This is a genomic window from Streptomyces typhae (assembly GCF_009755605.1).
Taxonomy (GTDB): Bacteria; Actinomycetota; Actinomycetes; order Streptomycetales; family Streptomycetaceae; genus Streptomyces; species Streptomyces typhae.
The window spans coordinates 344650-365010 of the sequence record NZ_WPNZ01000002.1 but is presented as its reverse complement, the minus strand read 5'-3'; the positions used below and the strand labels follow the sequence as shown (position 1 = coordinate 365010).

Below are 20361 nucleotides of genomic sequence, written 5' to 3'. Positions count from 1 at the left end.
CTCACGCTCCGTGCGGGACGCTCCAGTGAGCTGAAGGTTTCGAGGAGGCATCAAGTGGTCGACGCGGATCAGACGTTCGTCATCGTCGGAGGGGGCCTCGCGGGCGCGAAAGCGGCCGAGACGCTGCGCAGCGAGGGTTTCACCGGCCGGGTGATCCTCATCGGCGACGAGCGCGACCACCCGTACGAACGTCCGCCCCTGTCCAAGGGCTATCTCCTCGGCAAGGAGGACCGCGACAGCGTCTTCGTGCACGAACCCGCGTGGTACGCACAGGCGGATGTGGAACTGCACCTGGGCCAGACGGTCGTGGCCATAGACCGTGCCGCGCACACCGTCAGGCTCGGCGACGGCACCGTCATCCGCTACGACAAGCTTCTTCTCGCCACCGGGGCCGAACCGCGCCGCCTGGACGTGCCGGGCACCGGCCTCGCGGGCGTGCACCATCTGCGCCGCCTCGCGCACGCCGACCGGCTGCGGCACGTCCTGGCCGCGCTCGGCCGCGACAACGGCCATCTGGTGATCGCGGGCGCGGGCTGGATCGGCCTGGAGGTCGCCGCCGCGGCCCGCGAGTACGGCGCCGAGGTCACCGTCGTCGAGCCGGAGCCCACGCCGCTGCACTCCGTGCTCGGCCCGGAGATCGGCCAGATGTTCACCGACCTGCACGCCGAGCACGGAGTGCGCTTCCACTTCGGCGCCCGCCTCACCGAGATCGCAGGCCAGGACGGCATGGTCCTCGCCGCCCGCACCGACGACGGCGAGGAGCACCCGGCGCACGACGTGCTCGCCGCGATCGGCGCCGCGCCGCGCACCGCGCTCGCCGAGGCCGCCGGCCTCGCCCTCGTGGACCGCGCGGACGGCGGCGGCATCGCCGTCGACGCGTCCCTGCGCACCTCCGACCCCGACATCCACGCCGCCGGTGACGTGGCCGCCGTCGACCACGGCCTGTTCGCGACCCGGCTGCGCGTCGAGCACTGGGCGAACGCCCTCAACGGCGGCCCGGCCGCGGCCCGCGCCATGCTCGGCAAGGAGGTGACGTACGACCGCGTGCCGTACTTCTTCTCCGACCAGTACGACCTGGGCATGGAGTACTCGGGCTGGGCGCCCCCCGGCACCTACGACCAGGTGGTGGTCCGCGGCGACGCGGGCAAGCGCGAGTTCATCGCGTTCTGGCTGCGCGAGGGGCAGGTGCTCGCCGGGATGAACGTGAATGTGTGGGACGTCACCGAGACGATCCAGCAACTGATCCGCACCGGCTCCCACCCCGACCCCGAGGCCCTGTCCGACCCGACCAGGCCACTCGCGTCCCTCCTGGACTGACGACGACCGCCGGGCGGGCATTCTCAGTCCGCCCGGCAGTCCCAGCCCGTCCGGCGTTTGAGGACGAGGCCCGGAGGGCCGATAGGGGGGAGAGGGGCGCAGCCCCATAGGAAGCCCGGGGAGACCGTAGAATCTCTGCGTGGCTGGACGGATCAATGACGAGGACGTGAAGGCGGTTCGGGACGCGGTCCCGATCGACGCCGTCGTCTCCGAGTACCTCCAGCTGCGCAACGCGGGCGGCGGCAACCTCAAGGGCCTGTGCCCCTTCCACGACGAGAAGTCCCCGTCGTTCCAGGTCAGCCCCAGCAAGGGCCTGTTCCACTGCTTCGGCTGCCAGGAGGGCGGCGACACCCTCACCTTCGTGATGAAGGTCGACCACCTGACCTTCTCCGAGGCGGTGGAGCGCCTCGCCGCCAAGGCGGGCATCACCCTGCGCTACGAGGAGGGCGGCTACAACCCCTCGCACCAGCGGGGCGAACGCATCCGCCTGATCGAGGCCCACAAGGCCGCCGCCGACTTCTACACCGCCCAGCTGGAGAGCGCCGAGGCCGAGATCGGCCGCAGGTTCCTCGCGGAGCGCGGCTTCGACCAGGCCGCCGCCGCGCACTTCGGCGTGGGCTACAGCCCCGCGGGCTGGGACCACCTCACCCGCTTCCTGCGCGGCAAGGGCTTCACGGACAAGGAGCTGATCCTCTCCGGCCTGTCCCAGGACGGCCGCCGCGGCCCCATCGACCGCTTCCGGGGGCGGCTGATGTGGCCGATCCGCGACATCGGCGGCGAGGTCGTCGGCTTCGGCGCGCGCAAGCTCCGCGACGACGACAACGGCCCGAAGTACCTGAACACCCCCGAGACCCCGGTCTACAAGAAGTCCCAGGTCCTGTACGGCATCGACCTCGCCAAGAAGGACATCGCGAAGTCCAGCAGGGCCGTCGTCGTCGAGGGCTACACCGACGTCATGGCCTGCCACCTCGCGGGCATCACGACGGCCATCGCGACCTGCGGCACGGCCTTCGGCGGCGAGCACATCAAGATCCTGCGGCGCCTGCTCATGGACAACGGCTCCGCCCGCGTGATCTTCACCTTCGACGGCGACGCGGCCGGCCAGAAGGCGGCCCTGCGCGCCTTCGAGGACGACCAGAAGTTCGCCGCCGAGACGTACATCGCCATCGCCCCCGACGGCATGGACCCCTGCGACCTGCGCCTCGCCAAGGGCGACGAGGCCGTCGCCGACCTGGTCGAGCCGCGCACCCCGCTGTTCGAGTTCGCGCTGCGCCAGATCGTCGCCCGCTACGACCTGGAGACCCCCGCGGGCCGCGCCGCCGCCCTCGACGAGGCCGCGCCCGTCGTCGCCCGCATCAAGAACTCCGGCGCCCAGCACGAGGTCGCCGTGCAGCTCGCCGGGATGCTCGGCATCCTCGACACCCAGTTCGTCGTGAAGCGCGTCTGGCAGCTCGCCCGCTGGGCGCGCGACCGCGGCGGCGCCCCCGCGCCCGCGGGCTCCGCGGGGCGCGGACCGCAGGCACCCGCGCCCGCCGCCCGCCCCGCCCACGCGGGCCCGGCCCTGAACCTGCGCAACCCCGTGTACGCCACCGAGCGCGAACTCCTCAAGCTCGCCCTCCAGTACCCCCAGCTGGTCTCCCCGGCCTTCGACGCGTACGGCGTGGACGAGTTCACCGCCGCGCCCTACGCCGCGGTGCGGCAGGCGATCCTCGACGCGGGCGGCGCCGAGGAGGGCCTGAAGGACCCGCAGGAGTATCTGGTGCGCGTCCGCGACGCCGCGCCCGATGACGTGGTCCGCGCCACGGTCACGGAACTCGCCGTGGAGGCCATCATGCGCCGCACGGTCGACGAGGCGTACGCCGCCGAGCAGCTCGTCACGGTGCGGCTGCGCGCGGTGGACCGCCGCGTCCGGGACGTCCAGGGCACCTTCACGCGGCTCGCGGGCGGCCACGGCGACCCGCAGCGCCTCGCCGCCGTACAGAACGAGCTGTGGGTCCTCCAGCAGTACGGCAGGGCACTGCGCGAGCGGGGCGCAGCGGCCCTCTAGGGCCTTCCTGGGCCCCCTGGACCACCTTCAGGCCATATCCAGGGTCCTGCCCCCGCACCGGCGTGGCTCCGCCCCCGGCGGGATACCCGTCGAGTAATCACATGGTCACGGAACGGACTCAAAAAGTCATCGCACGCCCCTCGTGGCGGCCGTGTGTCGTACTCCACACTGGGTTGCGGTGCCTGAGTCCTCGGAGCGCGGCCGGCCCGTGAACGCCAGCGGGTCCGACATTCCCGCGGTTCCACACATCGTGTTCGGGACGGAAAGCGGCGAGGCCGTCGACGCCGTTCCCGCTGTACCGCTGCCGTCCCCCGCAGCAGCGATCACCCTGGAGGTCGCCCCCGTGCAGACCCAGACCCTCACCCAGACAGCCACCGCGGCGCCGGCGGACGAGGCGGACGCCGACGTCGTCGCGGCCGTCCCGCCGCAGGGCCGCGCCGCGCTCCGGCCGGAGCCGCCCCCCGACACCACCGCGCACGACGCGCGGGCAGGCACCGAACCCGCCGGTGACAGCGATGACCCGGGAGCCTCCGGCGCCACCGCGGACGTCGTGGAACTGCCGAGCCCGCGCGGCCGCGCCGACACCGGCGGCCCGTCGTCGGACCTCTTCCGCCAGTACCTGCGCGAGATCGGCCGGATACCCCTGCTCACCGCCGCCGAGGAAGTGGAACTCGCACGCGGCGTCGAAGCCGGCCTGTTCGCCGAGGAGAAGCTCTCCGGCACCCCCGACCTCGACTCCCAACTGGCCCTCGACCTCGACAAGCTGGTCGTCCTCGGCCGGATGGCCAAGCGCCGCCTCATCGAGGCCAATCTGCGCCTGGTCGTCTCCGTCGCCAAGCGTTACGTGGGCCGCGGCCTGACCATGCTCGACCTCGTCCAGGAGGGCAACCTCGGCCTGATCAGGGCGGTCGAGAAGTTCGACTACGCCCGCGGCTACAAGTTCTCCACGTACGCCACCTGGTGGATCCGCCAGGCCATGTCGCGCGCGCTCGCCGACCAGGCCCGCACCATCCGCGTGCCCGTGCACGTCGTCGAACTCATCAACCGCGTCGTGCGCGTGCAGCGCCGCATGCTCCAGGAGCGCGGCTACGAACCGACGCCCGAGGAGGTCGCCGCCCACCTGGACCTGCCGCACGAGCGCGTCAGCGAGGTCCTGCGCCTCGCCCAGGAGCCCGTGTCGCTGCACGCGCCCGTGGGCGAGGAGGACGACGTCGCGCTCGGCGACCTCATCGAGGACGGCGACGCCACGAGCCCCGTGGAGTCGGCGGCGTTCCTGCTCCTGCGCGAACACCTGGAAGCGGTGCTCTCCACGCTCGGCGAGCGCGAACGCAAGGTCGTCCAGCTCCGCTACGGCCTCGCCGACGGCCGCCCCCGCACCCTGGAGGAGATCGGCCGCATCTTCGGCGTGACCCGCGAACGCATCCGCCAGATCGAGTCCAAGACCCTCAACAAACTCCGGGACCACGCCTTCGCGGACCAGCTGCGGGGCTACTTGGACTGAGGCGCGGGCGGCCACGGCGGTGGCGCTAGTCCACCTCGGCCACAGCCTCGGCGAACTGAGCCTTGTAGAGCCGCGCATACGCGCCCCCCGCGTCCAGCAGCGCGGCATGCGACCCCTGCTCCACGATCGCCCCGTCCTCCATCACCAGGATGGTGTCCGCGTCGCGGATCGTGGAGAGCCGGTGCGCGATGACGAACGACGTACGCCCGTGCGCGAGCCGCGCCATCGCCTTCTGGATGAGCACCTCCGTACGGGTGTCGACCGAACTCGTCGCCTCGTCGAGGACCAGGATCACCGGGTCGGACAGGAACGCCCGCGCGATGGTGACGAGCTGCTTCTCGCCCGCGCTGACGCCGGTGCCCTCGTCGTCGATGACGGTGTCGTACCCGTCGGGGAGGGTGCGGATGAACCGGTCGGCGTGCGCGGCGCGCGCGGCCTCCTCGATCTGCTCCCGCGTGACGTCCTCGGCGGCCCCGTACGCGATGTTCTCCGCGATGGTGCCGCCGAACAGCCAGGTGTCCTGGAGCACCATGCCGATGCCGCCGCGCAGTTCGTCGCGGGACATCCGGGCCACATCGACCCCGTCGAGGGTGATGCGCCCGCCGGTGACCTCGTAGAACCGCATGAGCAGATTCACCAGGGTCGTCTTGCCCGCGCCGGTCGGACCGACGATGGCGACGGTGTGCCCCGGCTCCACGACCAGCGAGAGGTCCTCGATCAGCGGCTTGTCCTTCTCGTACCGGAAGGACACGTGCTGCATCTCCACGTGCCCGCGCGGGTCCGCGGGACGCTCGCCCGGCACCGGGTCGGCGTCCTGCTCCTCGGCGTCGAGCAGCTCGAAGATCCGCTCGGCCGACGCGACGCCGGACTGGACGAGGTTCGCCATCGAGGCGACCTGCGTCAGCGGCATCGAGAACTGGCGCGAGTACTGGATGAAGGCCTGCACGTCACCGATCGACAGCGCGCCGGAGGCCACCCGCAGCCCGCCCACCACCGCCACGAGGACGTAGTTCAGGTTCGACATGAAGAACATCAGCGGCTGCATGAGGCCGCTGTTGAACTGTGCCTTGTACGACGCCTCGTACAGCGCGTCGTTGTGCTCCGCGAAGGCCTTCGCGGACTCCTCCTGGCGGCCGAACACCTTCACCAGGGTGTGCCCGGTGTACATCTCCTCGACGTGCGCGTTGAGCGAGCCCGTCGACTTCCACTGCTGCACGAACTGCGGCTGCGAGCGCTTGCCGACCCTCGTGGCCACCACGAACGACAGCGGCACCGTGACGAGGGCCACCAGGGCGAGCAGCGGTGAGATCCAGAACATCATCGCGAGCACGCCGACGATGGTCAGCAGGGAGTTGATGAGCTGGCCCATCGTCTGCTGGAGCGTCTGGTTGATGTTGTCGATGTCGTTGGTGGCGCGGCTGAGGACCTCGCCGCGCTGCCGCTTGTCGAAGTAGGAGAGGGGCAGCCGGGACAGCTTGGCCTGCACGTCGCCGCGCAGCCGGAACACGGTCCGGTTGATGGCCCGGTTGGAGAGCCGCGTCGCGACCGCCATCAGGAGGCCCGCCACCAGGAACGCGGCGGTCGCGAACAGCAGGACCGAGCCGACCGCGCCGAAGTCGATGCCCTGCCCGGGGGTGAAGTCGAGCCCGGAGAGCATGTCGGCCATGCCGCCCTCGCCGCTCGCGCGCAGCCGGTCGAGGGCCTCGCCCTTGGACTCGCCCTCGGGCATGGTCCGCCCGACGATGCCCGCGAAGATCAGGTCCGTCGCCCGGCCGAGGATCTTCGGCCCGAGCACGGAGAGGGCGACGCTGACCACGGCGGTCGCGAGCATCGCGAAGATCGTGGCCCGCTCGGGCCGGAAGTGCTTCAGGAGCCGCTTGCCGGAGCCCTTGAAGTCCATGGACCTGGAGTCCGGACCCATCATGGGTCCACCCATGCCACCAGGGGGCATTACGCGGCCTCCGCTTCCGTCAGCTGGGAGAGCACGATCTCCCGGTACGTCTCGTTGTCCGCCATCAGCTCGTGATGGCTGCCGCTGCCCACGACCCGGCCCTCGTCGAGGACCACGATGCGGTCGGCGTCACGGATGGTCGCCACACGCTGGGCGACGATCACGACGGTCGCCTCGCGGGTCTCGTACGCGAGCGCGGCCCGCAGCGCGGCGTCGGTGGCGTAGTCGAGCGCGGAGAAGGAGTCGTCGAACAGATAGATCTCCGGCCGCTGCACCAGCGTCCGGGCGATGGACAGGCGCTGCCGCTGCCCGCCGGACACGTTCGAGCCGCCCTGCGCGACGGGCGCGTCGAGCCCCTCCGCGAGCCCCGCCACGAACTCCTTGGCCTGCGCCACCTCCAGGGCGTGCCAGAGCTCCGCGTCCGTCGCGTCCGGATTGCCGTAGCGCAGATTGCTCGCCACGGTCCCGGCGAACAGATACGGCTTCTGCGGTACGAGACCCACGGTGCGGGCGAGCAGCGCGGGATCGAGGGTGCGCACGTCGACGCCGCCGACCAGGACGGCCCCCTCGGTGGCGTCCGTCAGCCGCGGTACGAGGCCGAGCAGGGTCGACTTGCCGCTGCCCGTCGACCCGATCACGGCGGTCGTCTCGCCGGGGCGCGCGGTCAGGTCGATGCCGGTGAGCACGGGCTCCTCGGCGCCCGGGTAGCGGAACCCCGCGCCGCGCAGCTCCAGGTGGCCGTGGCCGCGCAGCTCCCGCACGGGTTCGGCGGGCGGCACCACGCTGGTGTCGGTGTCCAGGACCTCCTGGATCCGCTCGGCGCAGACCTCGGCCCGCGGGATCATCATGAACATGAACGTGGCCATCATCACGGACATGACGATCTGCATGAGATAGGCGAGGAACGCGGTGAGCGCGCCGATCTGCATATGGCCGCCGTCGATGCGGTGGGCGCCGAACCAGACCACGGCGATCGACGACAGGTTCACCACCGTCATGACGATCGGGAACATCAGCGCGAGCAGCTTGCCGGTGCCGTGCGAGACCGCGGTCAGCTCGGCGTTGGCCCCCCGGAAGCGCTCCTTCTCGTAGGTGTCGCGCACGAAGGCGCGGATGACGCGGTTGCCGGTGATCTGCTCGCGCAGCACCCGGTTCACCGTGTCGAGGCGCTCCTGCATGGTGCGGAACAGCGGCCGCAGCTTGCGCACGATCACGCTGACGCTGATCCCGAGCACGGGGACGACGGCGAGCAGCACCCCGGACAGCGGGACGTCCTGGCCGAGCGCCATCACGATGCCGCCGACACACATGATCGGCGCCGACACCATCAGCGTGAACGCCATCAGGACCAGCATCTGCACCTGCTGGACGTCGTTGGTGGTGCGGGTGATCAGGGTGGGCGCGCCGAAGCGGCCGAGTTCGCGGGCGGAGAAGGACTGCACCCGGTCGAAGACGGCGGCCCGCACGTCGCGCCCGACCGCCGCGGCGGTGCGGGCGCCGTACAGGACGGCACCGATGTTGCAGACCATCTGGCCGACGGTGACGGCCAGCATCAGGGCGCCGAACGACAGGATGTAGCCCGTGTCGCCCTTCACGACGCCGTTGTCGATGATGTCGGCGTTCAGGGTGGGGAGATAGAGCGAGGCGCAGGTCTGGAGGAACTGGAGCAGCACCAGCAACGCGATGGGCTTTTTGTACGGAACCAGATGGGTCCGCAGGAGTCGTATGAGCACGCTCGTCTCTCGGCAGGAGTCTCGGACGGGAGGTGGCTGGCGAGGCCGCCCACCATCCTGCGCCACCGCACCCGTACGCGTGCAACCGATTAACCCATGACCCGGTCAAAAATCAGTCTTGGTAAAGAACTGGGCACCCTGAACGCTTCGATCCACTCACGCAGCGCTGTGGAATGCCCAGTTCCGGGCAGGAAGTGTCCGCGCAGGTGCGCGGGGCCCCGTCAGGCGACCGGGGTCCCGGAGAACGCCCCCGGGTGGGACTGCTCCCGCACCGTCACGTACTGCTGCCGCACGGCCTGCCCGACGGCCAGCTCCTCGCCCGGCTCGAAGACCTGCGAGACGGCGTCCTGCCAGTGCGGCAGCTGCCCGGTGAGGGCCCACGCCGCCTGCCGGGCGGCGCCGATCGCCGCGTAGTCGGCGGGCTGCACGACCACGACCTGCGTGCCGAACAGCATCGGCGCGACCGCCCGCACCGCGGGCAGCTCCGCGGCGGCCCCGAGCAGGAACACCCGGCGCACCTCGACACCGCGCCCGCGCAGCACGTCCAGGGCGTCGCCGAGCCCGCACAGCATGCCCTCGAAGGCGGCCCGCGCCAGGTGCTCGGGCTTCATGGACTCGCGCCGCAGCCCCGTCAGGGTGCCCGCGGCGTGCGGCAGGCTGGGCGTCTTCTCGCCCTCCAGGTAGGGCAGCAGGACGAGGCCGTGGGCGCCGGGCGTGGACTTCAGGGCCAGGTCGGAGAGCGCTTCGAGGTCGGGCAGGCCGAGCATCTCGGCGGTGCCGCGCAGCGCCCGTACCGCGTTGAGGGTGTGGACGACCGGCAGATGCATGCCGGTGGCGTCGGCGAGCGAGGTGATGGTGCCGCTCGGGTCGACGAGCGCCTCGTGGTGGACGGCCATGACCGAACCCGAGGCGCCGAGCGAGACGACGGCGTCGCCCTGCCGCACCCCGAGCCCGAAGGCGGCGGCCATGGTCTCGCCGGTACCGGCGGAGATCAGCAGCCCCTCGGGGGTCGTACCGGCGGCGTCGGCGGGCCCGATGACCTCCGGCAGCATCGCCTGGTGCCCGAGGGCCAGCTCGACCAGGTCGGGGCGGTAGGAGCCGGTGGCCGCCGACCAGTAGCCGGTGCCGGAGGCCCCGCCCCGGTCGGTGGTGCGCCGGGCGGGCCGCCCGAGCAGCTGCCACACGAGCCAGTCGTGGGCCTGCACCAGGAGCTGGGTGCGCAGGGCCGCCTCCGGCTCGTGCTTGGCCAGCCAGCGCAGCTTCGTCACGGGCGTCGGGGCCCCCGGTACGCAGCCGACGGCCTGCGCCCACGCCTGCCGGCCGCCGAACCCGTCGACGAGGTCGGCGGCGGCGACCTGGCCGCGCGGATGGTTGCCGACGAGGGCGGGCCGGACGGTGTTGCCCTGGTGGTCGAGCGGCACCAGGGCGTGCTGCTGCGCGCACACGCCGATGGCCTGCACGCCTTCGAGCAGCCCGCCGCCCGCGGCCTCGCCGAGGGAGAGCAGCCAGGCCTGCGGATCGACGTCCGTCGGCCGCCCGCCGCCCTCCGGCGTCTCCAGCGGGTGCGGGGCATAGCCCTGCCTGAGTACGGCGCCCGTGTCCGCGTCGCAGACCACGATGCGTGTGAAATCGGGCGAACTGTCCAACCCCGCGACTATCCCCATGGCAAGGATTCTGCCGCACCGCGGGACGTGCCCCGCACGGCTGTCCGTACGGGGCACGTCGTCGCAGGTCGCCGGGCGATGCCGGATACGGAACGGGTCGCCCGGCGATACCGGGTGCGGAACCCTCAGGTGTTGCTGGTGCCCCAGTCGTCCGCGGCCTCGCCGCCCTGCCCGCGCTCGCGCAACGCCCGCACCCGCTCGGCCACGGAGTCCGGCATCCGGTCGCCGACGCGCTCGGACACCGTGTGGAAGGCCTTGCCCGCCACATCCCTGCCCTGCTGCGTCGCGGACTCGACGGTGTTGCGGACGGCGGGGTTCTGCGAGACCTCGCGGACGGACTTCTTCATCTGCTCGTAGCGCTCACGCCCGGCGCGCGTACCGAGCACGTACCCCAGAGCCAGTCCTGCCACGAATGTGAGCCGGTAGCGCATGACGGCCACCCTTCCCTTGCCTCGACTGCCGACGTCGGTCGCCTGGGGATACCGATTGGCGGAGCACCCCCCTGCTTGCGCTAATGTATGTGTCGCAGCGAGCGCACGCCGCCCGGGATTCCCCAGGCAGGTGACATTGTTGCAGTGACTCCGTCACCAAGAGTCATTCCCCTGTAGCTCAATTGGCAGAGCAGCCGGCTGTTAACCGGCAGGTTACTGGTTCGAGTCCAGTCGGGGGAGCGCGGTCTCCTGTAGCTCAATTGGCAGAGCAGCCGGCTGTTAACCGGCAGGTTACTGGTTCGAGTCCAGTCGGGAGAGCTGTGAGAGAGGGCCCTCGGCCACCATCACCGGTGCCCGAGGGCCCTCTTCTGCCCCATGGAGTCCTGCCCGCGGCCCTCCAACGCTCCCTCGTACGTGCGGGTTTCGCCCCCGGTGGAACCGCGCGGGCCGCAGCGGGGTCCTCATGGTCGTGCGTAGCCGACCACTCGGAGCAGGAGATCGTATGAGCGGCTATGCTGCGGCAGACGGCGCGCACAAATGTGCGCGACGCGCCGTTAGGGGCGGTAGCTCAGCCGGTTAGAGCAGCGGACTCATAATCCGTCGGCCGTGGGTTCGAGTCCCACCCGCCCCACCCAGGCGTCAGGGCGCAGGAACGATTCCACCTGCGTCAACCGCGCAAACCTGCGGCGGTTGCCCGTTCGGGCGGCGTTCGGGTGATCGTTGGCAGGCCCGCTGCTGGCCCGAAAGGCAAACGATCAAGACATGCGTCGGCCCCGGCCGGGAGACACGCACCGGCCGGGGCCTCAACCCGGGCGATGCGTGGGTGCGGCTCCGGTGTCTGTACAGGCCGGTCCCGTCGAGCGCCTTGGACGGCTGAGCGCCTCCGTTGGGCTGTCCCCGCACACGCGGGAACCACAGCTCAGCATTGCATAGAACGTTCGTTTTAAAGAGGATCGTCCCCGCGCGCGCGGAGTCCGCGGCCCGTGATGGCACCCGCCGGACGGGTCGGCGCGGTGAGCGTGCAGGCAGGACCGGATTTCGGTCCCCTCGTCACGCGGCCAGGATGCCGGCCCGTACAGCCGGTTCAGAGGAGCGGTGCCGCCGTACAGCATGCTTCGGCTCGGCCTCTTCTAGGATGATCCGGCGCGCGTACCCGTTGTACGCGATGGTCTCGGACGCCGCCTCATGCGCCTTCCGCGGCGGGGCCGCGACCTGATGAACGTCCGGCCGGCCTTCGCCGCCTGGCGCACGGACTCGCCGCCCTGATGCAGTTCCACCGCGACAGCGCCTGAGCTGGGGGACTTCATGCGTCACAGCAGCCGGGCCCCGTGTCGGGGGATCGTACAGAGAAGACCGGCGCCGAGTGTGCGCCGCCCTGGTGCCCGAGCGTGGCTCCCGAGGGCATCGTCGTACGGGCATGACGGAGCGGCCGCAGCGCGCGCGAAGGAGAGCCGGGCCGGACCCTCAGTGAGTGGGTGCCGGAGGCAGGCAGCCCGTCTCTGGGTAGTGGCCATTGGCGTGGGCCTGGGCGCGGGTCCTGTTGACGGAGCCCGTGACGCAGGCGGTCCCGCCGATCCAGATGCCGAAAGCGCTGCCTTCGGCCTTGCCGGCGCCGGTGCCGGTGCCGATGCGTAGTTCCTCCACCGCGACATGTGCGGGCGCGGAGAGCCTCGTGAGCAGGGGCCGTACCGCCGCGGGGCCGATCCTGCCGTCCCGGCGCAGCTCCTCCAGAGCTCGCTCCACCTCGGTGGCCTCGTGCTTGGCCCGCTTCTCGTCCCGTGCGCTCATCTCACCCGGCCGCCGGACCCGGCTGTTGTCGGCGTAGTTAGGTGGCGCGTCCGGCGGCGTCTCCGGCCGTGCGTCCGACGCGGGAGCCGTGGCTTCGGGTGAGCCGGATGAACCATTGCCGTTGAGGTTGGAGAACACGTCGTCCGTGCTCTGCCCGCAGCCCGCCAGAGCGAAGAGGGCGCCGGCGACCGCCACAGCGGCCGTCTGCTTCCGCCTGTTGCGCGTGTCTCGTAAGTTCCGCATGGGCATGATCCGATGCTCCCTGCCTGATGCCCAGGGTCCATGAGTACCGGTACTCATCTTCGTCGGCGATGGCGCGCACATGGGGCCCCGCAGGCTGCGGGGCCCCACGCGCGGTACGCGCGGTACGGCAGTTCCCTGAGGTTTCAGGGAACCTACAGACCCATGCCGTTCATCGTGCGCTCCAGGGAGTCCGCGTACAGGCGGGCGCCCCCGATCTTCGGGTGGAACGACTGGGCGGAGAGGCCGAACTTCTCCAGGATCGGGTAGTCGGACATCGGCTTGTCGGAGTCCACCAGCGTCTTGACGATGCCGTGGACGGACTCCGGGGAACCGCAGACCGCCTTGCCCGCGAAGTTGGGCGTCGGGTTGGAGAACCAGGCCTTGGCGCCCAGCTTGACGGCGTCGTCGGCCGCACCCTGCATCTCCGCCGTGAGCGTGTCGGCGACGCCGTTCAGCCAGTCCGCGGAGCCGGGCGACAGGCCGATGTGGAAGGGCGGGGCCAAGAGGTCGAGGCACGAACCGCGGTTCTCGAAGAGCGGTGGGTAGCCCATCAGCACGATCTTGGCGTTCGGGGCCCTGTCGTGGACCTCCTTCAGCGTCTTGACGATGTCCGGCCGGACGATCTCCCTGATGAGGCCGACGGTGGCCTTCTCCAGGGGCTGGCCGATGAACTTGCGGTCGCGGCCGCCGACGGACCCGTCGACGTCGCCCTCCTCGAATGTCTTGTCCTTGCAGTTGCCGCCGTTGAAGGCGACCAGGCACTTCTGGATGATCTTGGAGAAACGGGCGTCGTTGCCCCCGATCGAGAGGGTGACCAGGGTGGTGTTCTGGTCCAGGTACCCCTTGTCGATCTGCGGTGCCTCACCGCCGTTGGACTGTCTCTCACCGGCGTGCACCACGTTGTAGGTGCGGGCACCGGAGCAGGCGATCAGGTGGTAGTCCATGGCGGAGCCGTTGCTGTCGGCCAGGGCGCCGACGGACTTGGAGCGGCCCGGGATGGTGGCCTGCCGGGACCACGCCTGAGTGGAGCGGTGGCAGGCGTTGCGGGTGTCCTTGTTCTGCTCGTCCAGGTAGTTGGTCTCCGGGTAGTAGTCCCGGTTGCCCTCGGAAGCGCCCTCACCGGAGGAGTAGGAGTCGCCCATCGCGACCACGAAGTCCTTCGGCTTGCCCGACAGCGGCTGGAAGGCCACCGCGTCCCACGCGATGTCCTCGTCACCGCTGCCGTCCTCGGTGTCGGTGTCGAGGGTCACCGACGGGGTGCCGGTGAAGTTGAAGACGCCGAGGTCGACCCACTTGTTCTTGCGGATGCGCTGCGGATGCACGCGGACCGGGCTGGTGGAGTCGGTGCCACCGATCCGGTACGCGGCCTGCCGGGTGTGCGCACCGTGGTCGGGCATGTGGGTGAAGACACGCATCCAGCCCCGCTTGGAGCTGTTGAGCGTCCACTTGCCGCTGACGTGGAGCCGCTTGCCGTCGGCGGTGGCGAGCCAGCGGGTGTGGCCCATCCAGAAGTGGTTGCCGTTGCCCGCGCCGATCTGGTGCAGGTCGATCTTGGACGGGTACTTTCCGCCCTCACCGGCGAAGGTGAACTTGAAGGAGCCGCTGGAGCCGACGACGCAGGTCCGCTCGTTGGTCCCGCCCGGCACCGTGCCGTTGGGGAGGTCGTCGACGATCAGCGCCCCGTCCGGCAGGCCCGTGTTGCAGTTCGGCGGATAGGAATTCTCGTCGGGCTGCTCGGGGTAGGTGTCGTTGAAGCGATGGATCGCGTTGCCGCACTTGGCTTCCGTGGTGCAGTTCTTCCACTTCACCGGCTGGTTCCACCAGCACTTCAGATAGAGCGGATTGTCGTCGTGCGGGTCACCGGGTAGCGCGCACGGGCCCTTGCCGTCGTCGTTGGAGGCGCCGTCGCCGATCTTCGAGGGCACACAGTCGTTCTGCGGGCCGCAGAAGGAGTGCAGCGGCGGCTTCGCCGTCGTGCGGGCCGCGTCGGTGTTCCACCAGGCCGGGCGGTAACCGGTCTGCATGTCACCGGGCTTGACCATCGCGGCGATCGGGCGGGCGGCCCAGCCGATCACCTTCTCCTCGTACGGCCAGTCCTGGGGATGCGAGGCGTGGCTGTAGTCGTCCTTGCCGCTCGCGGCTTCGAGGAAGGGGGTCCGGTTCTCCTTCCACAGCGGGTTGGCCGGGTTGTTCGTCCAGCCGACGCCCCACTTGCCGTTCTTGGGGGCGGACTTGGGGTAGTACCCGGCGTTGTACGCCCACAGGGCGTAGAACCAGTTCTCGATGTACTTCGGGTGCCCGTCGTTGATGACCAGGCCGTCCTTGCGGGTGTCGTTCCACTTCTCGATGAGGATGTTGACACCGGCCGCGATGTTCGCGGCGTAGTCCAGGGCCACGGCCTCCTGCTGGACCGTGGTCTTGGGCTTCTCGTTCTCCTTCTCCTTGCCGTGCATCCGCATGCCGTCGGTGACCTGCGTGATGCCGTAACCGCAGTCGGCCTTGGCGAAGTTCACCGCCCACGGGTCGGTCTGCTGGCCGTCGGCGGCGTACTCGACGCCGTAGAAGTTCCCGATCAGCGAGTTCGCCGTGACGCCGGGCACCGCGAGCCGGGTGGCCTGCCACATGTTGGACTCCTGCGCGGTGATGCCGAGCATCACCTGCGCCGGCACGTGCCAGTCCTCCCCGGAACCGCCCGCGAGCGGGGTCAGCGGGAACAGCGACTGCGGGGCGTACGCCGCCATGCCGGTGTTCTTCCAGTTCGCCGGGCGCGTCGCGCTCTTGTTGAGCTTGCCGACGATGGCCTGGTTCACGGCCCACTCGACCTGACGCGGCGTGGGCTGGAAGGCCTGCTTCTTCGGGTCGTTGCGCGGTACGGAGCAGTACCGGTCGGCGTCGACCGTGTCGTTCGCGGGCGCTCGCAGCGACCCCTTGGCGGGACCCGGCCCGGCACTCTGCGCGCGAAGGACCGGGCTGGTCCGCGTACCCTGCGTCCGCTGCTGCTGCCCTCCGACGCGGTCCCCGGCCGGGGACGCGTCCAGGACGACCGTCCTGCGGGTGTCGGGCACCGTGACCGTGGTACGGACCGTACGGGCTTGCAGGACCTCGTCCGGGCGGAGCCGCGAGTCCTTGCCGTCCGCCCATCGCGAGGACACGAAGGCCTCGGCCCTGCTGGAGACCCGGGCGTCCTTGGGCACGCCACCGGGGTTGTGCAGGACGCCGGAGGCACGTGACGTGGTCGTGGCCTCGCCCGTGACGTAGACCTCGCCGCCGGGGGTGGCGGTGAGGTCGAAGTCGGACAGCTTGCCCCGGGCGAGGCCGACGGGCTTCGCCTTCGCGTCCTGCTCGTCGATCTGACCCGCGCTGACGCGGGCGACCGTGGCCGTGGGGTCGGCGGCGGCGCCGGCCTTGCCGGACGCCGGGTCGGAGCTGATGAAGACGACGCCCCCGTCGGCGTCGGCCTTCAACTGGAACGGCCGTGTCCGCGTTTCGGCGACCGCCCGGACTTCGCTGTCGCGCACGGTCACGATGTTCCTGCCCGCGGAGGCGACGATGCCTTCGCGGGTCGGGACGGCGGAGGTGACCTGGCCGGTGACGGTCTGCTCGGCGCCGGTCCTCCCCGTCCGGGCGTCGACGGTCACGAGCCGGGTCTGGTTCTTCTTCGAGGCGTCGTCCGTGAGCGCGGTGAACACCGCTTCGTCACCGTGGCCGCAGCCCGGCGAGAAGTAGCCGAGCGTGGCCTGGAACGGCAGCTTCGTGATCTGTCCGCTGTTCAGGTCGAGCACGGCCGTGAACGCGCCGCGCGTCATCAGCTCCGGCTTGTTCGTGAACGTACGCGGGGCGTAGGCGACGGCCGCGTACTTGCCCGACTCCGTGACGCACGCGTTGCCCACCCACGTGTCGGTCTCGAACCCGGGTTCGGACAGCGTCGCGGCCGTCCGCCAGGCGTAGCCGTTCTTCGCGTCGGCGACCATGACATGGAAACCGGTCCCGTCGCCGGATGTGGTGTAGGTCCGGTCGGACGACTTCTTGTAGTCCTCGCCGAGCAGTTGGGCGCGCTGTCCGGCGGGAACGGCGCGGGGCTGGTCACCGGGTTTCCCTCCGGTGTCACGGGCGGCGGGCTGCGACCAGCCTTCCGCTGCCCCCGGTGGCGGCGGTGCCGCGAATGCCTGGGTGGTGGCGATGCCGGCGGACAGCGACAGTGTGAGCACCGCCGTGACCGGCATGCGCGCATACCTCAGTATGTCGAGTCTCAACTCAATGTCCTTCACGGATGATTCATGCCGGCGCGGATGCGCGGGCATGGCGGCGCGCCGGCGTGTCCCCCTACGGGACGCCGAGACGGGCGGGGGCACCGCTGGTGCCGGTCGGCGATCCCGTTTGTGTTCGCTAACGGAGTGCTTGTGTCTCTCGCTTCCCGATCCGGTGCGCTGAGATCAAATTGCACGCCACTGAGCAGCGGCACAAGGATGGACGACGTGTGCTGGCGCGAAAGAGCTTGATGGGCATGGCGGTTCTGGAAGCTCGGCCCGGCACGGGCGGACCTGGTTCCGTCTATGAAGGTTTCGTGAACCGGAACTCAGGAATTCCACATTCCGAATATCGCCGGAGTGGCTGAATGCTGCCCTTGGGGAGCCGCGATCCAGACCCTGCGGCGCGGAGGGCGCTGCTGCGGTGGCGGTGGTGCGGTGGGGCGGAGTCGTGGGGAGGCGGTGAGAGCAAAGAGGGAGTCGTGTGTAATGCGCAAACAGGTCATTCAAGGGAGAGCGGACGTGCTCATTCACCATTCCGTTTTGCTCTGCATCAGTACATCTACCTGTCTCCTGTGTACTTTGTGAACATTCCGGCAAGAGATGCTTTCTCGTCAGCTTGTCACCGTGTTCGCAATTAACAGCGGTGAAAGGTCTGGACGTTCCCTACAGTGATCGACGGCTGACACCGCCCTGGGGACGGAAGAGCGGCCATGGGGAACTTCCAAGCAGAAGGTGATGGTTCGGTATGTCTAGATCAGTACGTGTCAGGCGGGCGACAGTCGTTGCCGCGACCCTGGTTTCGGCCGTGGCCGTGGCGCCGCACGCCGGTGCCGCGGACGCGTCGGCAGTACGCGTGTCCAAGGACGCCGACCGGACGACACGGGTCACCGCACAGGCCGACCCGCGTGCTGCCGTGGCGGCCGCGAACGTCTGCGGGTCGGGCTACTCGCTGCGCAAGGCGATCCCTCTGCCCGTCGGGGACGATCCCCGCGAGCGCCTGGCCACCCTGTTCGCCTACGAGAATGGCAGCAAAGGCTGCGTGATCCTCGACAACAACCAGGGCAGCAAGCAGTACATGTACGTGAAGATATGCAAGGTCGGGGGCGGCAGTTGTGACACCGACTCCGGCGACTTCACCGAGTACGCGGGGCCGGTCCGTGTCTCCAGCTTCGCCTGTGCCCCGGTGACGGCCAAGATGGCCAAGACGTCCAGCAGCACCCCGTACGTCAACTACAAGTCCGACCGCGTCTACCCCTGCGGATAGAACCGGCACCCGGCGTACGCGGGGGATGCGCCGGCGCGTCACGGACCCGGAGGCGTACGGTGCGCTTCCGGGCCCGCCACGTCGGGACATGGTGCTCAGTGCAGCAGCGGTGAGCCGTCGAGCTGCTGCGTCATCGCGCCCTTGCCGTCGCCCACGATGTCGTACACGATCGTCGAGTCCGTGGACCACCACAGCTCGTCGTCGAAGGTGGCCGACGGTGCGACGCAGCGGTTCGGCGGGTTCTCCCACTCGTCCTCGTTGCCCGTGTAGTTGACGTGCTTGTTCACCAGGGACGTCAGGTCGCACGACGTGGACGTGACGACCTTGTCCTGGTCCAGGGGCGGGGTGGGGGAGACCCGTGACTCGATGCGCGTCGTGACGACGAAGCTCGCGAACCGCTTCTCGTCCAGGTGCCCCTGCGGGTCGACAGGGCGCCAGGAGGTGAAGCTGTGGCCGGTGACCTTGGTGCCGGTGACGTCCGCGCAGTTCTTCACGTAGAAGGTCAGGTCGGGTCTCGGCCCCGGGATCGTCACGCCGAAGTCGTTCTTGAGGGGGTCGCTGCACGAGCCCGCCGCGTGCGCGGGTGCCGCGAGCACGACGCCTCCGGCCAGGACAATGACCGCGAGTGCGGCACCGGACATCGTCTTACGCATGGTTGAGCGCCTTTCGGTACGACTTGAACGGCTTGTACGACTGGTGTGGCTTGTGCTTCCCCTGCGACAGGGGGTCGCACGCCGGGCATGCGACAGGGGGGCGCACGCCCGGCGCACCGCGGTCGCGCACCCGGGGTGTCGCGCCCACGGGTGCCGCTCAGGCGCGCCGGATCTCGAAGTAGTCGACCTTGTCGTTCCAGTTGCCGCCGCCCGGGTAGCCGAGGCGCTTGAAGTTGGGGTAGTTGCCCGCCTTCGTGATGCTTCCGGCCGAGAGCCTCCTGACCCGGTCCGCGGTGGGCCAGGTGCGCGAGTCGGTGACCTTGGCGTCGCCGTAGTTGAGGGTCCAGTTCATGACCCGGTAGTAGACGGAGCTCAGTTTGTTCCGCATGCCGTAGCTCTTGAGCTTCTTCGTGCCGTCTTCGGAGAACCGGAGGATCTTGCCCTCGTGACTGACGTCCGAGTACAGGCACCAGTAGTCATAGACACACCGGCTGGGCAGCCTGAGCAGTGCGCCGGGCGCGGCCTCGGCCTGCCGCGTCGCCTCGCGGGAGGCGGCGGGCAGCGCCGGGTCGGCCAGTGCCTCCTCGTCCGTGTCGTAGCAGTGGACATCCCCGTCGGGGAGTTCGGTGCAACTGGTGGCGCCCTCCCAGGACTCGGCGAGGTTGATCTTGCGCCCGTTGTAGTCGGCGATGACGGGCCCGGCGGGCTCCGCCGTGCCGGGCCCGCCCTCGGCAGGATTGCTCGCCGGGCCGTCGGGCTTGTCCGTCGGGGCGTCGGACGGCTCCTCGGTGGGCTCCTCGGACGGCTCGTCCACGGGCACGTCGGTGGTCTCGTCGGACGGCTCGTCGAACTGCTCCTCCGCGGGGTCCTCCGGCAGTGTCGAGGAGGTGGCCTTCGGCTCGGGAACCGGATCGGCCGCGTGGACCACCGCACCACTGGTGATCATCAGCGCGGCGGCCGACGTGGTGACGACGAACAGAGAGGTCAACGGTTTGCGCATCACAGTGTGCTCCGGGGGGTGTGGTGGGTGTGCAGCCGCTTCTCACGTGTCCTGTACGCGTAGAGCACTTGACATCCAGCTCGGATGAACGTCTTCGCTCCCGTTATGGGACAAAGCGTTACCCTCGCAACTGCGGGTGAGTGGACCGCGCGCCGTCCACGATGGCGACGCAGCTGCTGAGCGGGTGAGTACGGAGGTACAGGGCGAGGGTGGCAGAGGGTGGAGAAGTCGCCCTCAGGGTGGGCGGCATGCGTTTGCTCAACTTTGCGATCACAGTCTCAATGATTCGCCGCTGTGAATCTAGAGCCTCCGGGGTGGCTGGCTTGAAGTTGCCTGTGCCCGGAATGTTCCTTCCTCGGCGGCTGGTGCGGGAGGGCGATGTGTGGCTGGTGTGGTCATGATGAAACGGAAGGGTGAAGGCCTCGCCCCGTCCGTGGGAATGGCCGGTTTGCATGCCGTCGCAGCCCCTGCCGCCCCCCCGGGTGCGGCCGCCTTCTCGGGTTGCGGAGGAGGTGTCCA

The 20361-nt window shown here is 70.0% G+C and carries 12 protein-coding genes, 3 tRNA genes and 1 pseudogene; 7 read left to right on the top strand and 9 right to left on the bottom strand.

From position 1 onward, the window contains the following. The first annotated feature begins 54 nt into the window (after positions 1-54). The 3 genes from GPA10_RS05840 to GPA10_RS05830 all read left to right on the top strand — a co-directional run bounded on the left by GPA10_RS05840 (position 55) and on the right by GPA10_RS05830 (position 4865). Positions 55-1317 carry an NAD(P)/FAD-dependent oxidoreductase gene (locus tag GPA10_RS05840; protein WP_343040385.1) on the top strand — a complete coding sequence of 421 codons (1263 nt, stop codon included), beginning with the start codon at positions 55-57 and terminating at the stop codon, positions 1315-1317. A 139-nt stretch (positions 1318-1456) separates the two neighbouring features. Next, positions 1457-3364 carry a DNA primase gene (gene dnaG / locus GPA10_RS05835; RefSeq protein ID WP_058845599.1) on the top strand — a complete coding sequence of 636 codons (1908 nt, stop codon included), beginning with the start codon at positions 1457-1459 and terminating at the stop codon, positions 3362-3364. A gap of 178 nt (positions 3365-3542) precedes the next feature. Then, positions 3543-4865, top strand: a complete 1323-nt coding sequence (locus tag GPA10_RS05830; RefSeq protein WP_343040384.1) for an RNA polymerase sigma factor — start codon at positions 3543-3545, stop codon at positions 4863-4865. Positions 4866-4890: 25 nt separating this feature from the next. Here the strand turns inward: GPA10_RS05830 and GPA10_RS05825 are convergent, their stop codons facing one another. The 4 genes from GPA10_RS05825 to GPA10_RS05810 all read right to left on the bottom strand — a co-directional run bounded on the left by GPA10_RS05825 (position 4891) and on the right by GPA10_RS05810 (position 10644). Beyond that, positions 4891-6801, bottom strand: coding sequence for an ABC transporter ATP-binding protein (locus GPA10_RS05825; RefSeq protein ID WP_246258795.1), 1911 nt, complete (start codon positions 6799-6801; stop codon positions 4891-4893). A gap of 14 nt (positions 6802-6815) precedes the next feature. Continuing rightward, positions 6816-8549 (bottom strand): ABC transporter ATP-binding protein, encoded by a 1734-nt coding sequence (locus GPA10_RS05820; RefSeq protein WP_343040383.1) that lies wholly within the window; start codon positions 8547-8549, stop codon positions 6816-6818. 221 nt (positions 8550-8770) lie between these two features. Then, on the bottom strand, positions 8771-10213 hold the full coding sequence (locus GPA10_RS05815; RefSeq protein WP_058845595.1) for a xylulokinase: 1443 nt from the start codon (positions 10211-10213) through the stop codon (positions 8771-8773). 125 nt (positions 10214-10338) lie between these two features. Next, on the bottom strand, positions 10339-10644 hold the full coding sequence (locus GPA10_RS05810; protein ID WP_157164508.1) for a YtxH domain-containing protein: 306 nt from the start codon (positions 10642-10644) through the stop codon (positions 10339-10341). A 167-nt stretch (positions 10645-10811) separates the two neighbouring features. On the opposite strand from GPA10_RS05810, the gene GPA10_RS05805 reads away from it, so the two are divergent. The 3 genes from GPA10_RS05805 to GPA10_RS05795 all read left to right on the top strand — a co-directional run bounded on the left by GPA10_RS05805 (position 10812) and on the right by GPA10_RS05795 (position 11275). Next, a tRNA-Asn gene (locus tag GPA10_RS05805) sits at positions 10812-10884 on the top strand. Between the two features lie 5 nt (positions 10885-10889). After that, positions 10890-10962, top strand: a tRNA-Asn gene (locus tag GPA10_RS05800). A gap of 239 nt (positions 10963-11201) precedes the next feature. Continuing rightward, positions 11202-11275, top strand: a tRNA-Ile gene (locus GPA10_RS05795). Positions 11276-11694: 419 nt separating this feature from the next. Here the strand turns inward: GPA10_RS05795 and GPA10_RS42215 are convergent. The 3 genes and pseudogenes from GPA10_RS42215 to GPA10_RS05785 form a co-directional block, all read right to left on the bottom strand. Beyond that, positions 11695-11927: pseudogene (locus GPA10_RS42215) on the bottom strand (XRE family transcriptional regulator); the annotation flags it as partial. A 181-nt stretch (positions 11928-12108) separates the two neighbouring features. Then, the gene (locus tag GPA10_RS05790; RefSeq protein ID WP_157164507.1) at positions 12109-12675 is read right to left on the bottom strand and encodes a hypothetical protein; all 567 of its coding nucleotides are present in this window, start codon (positions 12673-12675) and stop codon (positions 12109-12111) included. Between the two features lie 152 nt (positions 12676-12827). Then, on the bottom strand, positions 12828-16898 hold the full coding sequence (locus GPA10_RS05785; protein WP_198351512.1) for a GDSL-type esterase/lipase family protein: 4071 nt from the start codon (positions 16896-16898) through the stop codon (positions 12828-12830). Positions 16899-17670: 772 nt separating this feature from the next. On the opposite strand from GPA10_RS05785, the gene GPA10_RS05780 reads away from it, so the two are divergent. Further along, positions 17671-18189 carry a hypothetical protein gene (locus GPA10_RS05780; RefSeq protein WP_079085916.1) on the top strand — a complete coding sequence of 173 codons (519 nt, stop codon included), beginning with the start codon at positions 17671-17673 and terminating at the stop codon, positions 18187-18189. Positions 18190-18284: 95 nt separating this feature from the next. Here the strand turns inward: GPA10_RS05780 and GPA10_RS05775 are convergent, their stop codons facing one another. Both GPA10_RS05775 and GPA10_RS05770 read right to left on the bottom strand, forming a co-directional pair. Further along, positions 18285-18842 carry a hypothetical protein gene (locus tag GPA10_RS05775; RefSeq protein ID WP_157164505.1) on the bottom strand — a complete coding sequence of 186 codons (558 nt, stop codon included), beginning with the start codon at positions 18840-18842 and terminating at the stop codon, positions 18285-18287. 157 nt (positions 18843-18999) lie between these two features. Beyond that, positions 19000-19842: a peptidase inhibitor family I36 protein gene (locus GPA10_RS05770; protein WP_157164504.1), complete on the bottom strand. Its 843-nt coding sequence runs from the start codon at positions 19840-19842 to the stop codon at positions 19000-19002. Between the last annotated feature and the right edge of the window lie 519 nt (positions 19843-20361).

Bases quoted from the DNA above. Each gene is read 5' to 3' on its own strand.
- GPA10_RS05825 (WP_246258795.1), bottom strand. From the start codon at position 6,801: ATGGGTGGACCCATGATGGGTCCGGACTCCAGGTCCATGGACTTCAAG.
- GPA10_RS05815 (WP_058845595.1), bottom strand. From the start codon at position 10,213: ATGGGGATAGTCGCGGGGTTGGACAGTTCGCCCGATTTCACACGCATC.
- GPA10_RS05810 (WP_157164508.1), bottom strand. From the start codon at position 10,644: ATGCGCTACCGGCTCACATTCGTGGCAGGACTGGCTCTGGGGTACGTG.
- GPA10_RS05790 (WP_157164507.1), bottom strand. From the start codon at position 12,675: ATGCGGAACTTACGAGACACGCGCAACAGGCGGAAGCAGACGGCCGCT.
- GPA10_RS05785 (WP_198351512.1), bottom strand. From the start codon at position 16,898: ATGCCGGTCACGGCGGTGCTCACACTGTCGCTGTCCGCCGGCATCGCC.
- GPA10_RS05780 (WP_079085916.1), top strand. From the start codon at position 17,671: ATGTCTAGATCAGTACGTGTCAGGCGGGCGACAGTCGTTGCCGCGACC.
- GPA10_RS05775 (WP_157164505.1), bottom strand. From the start codon at position 18,842: ATGCGTAAGACGATGTCCGGTGCCGCACTCGCGGTCATTGTCCTGGCC.
- GPA10_RS05770 (WP_157164504.1), bottom strand. From the start codon at position 19,842: ATGCGCAAACCGTTGACCTCTCTGTTCGTCGTCACCACGTCGGCCGCC.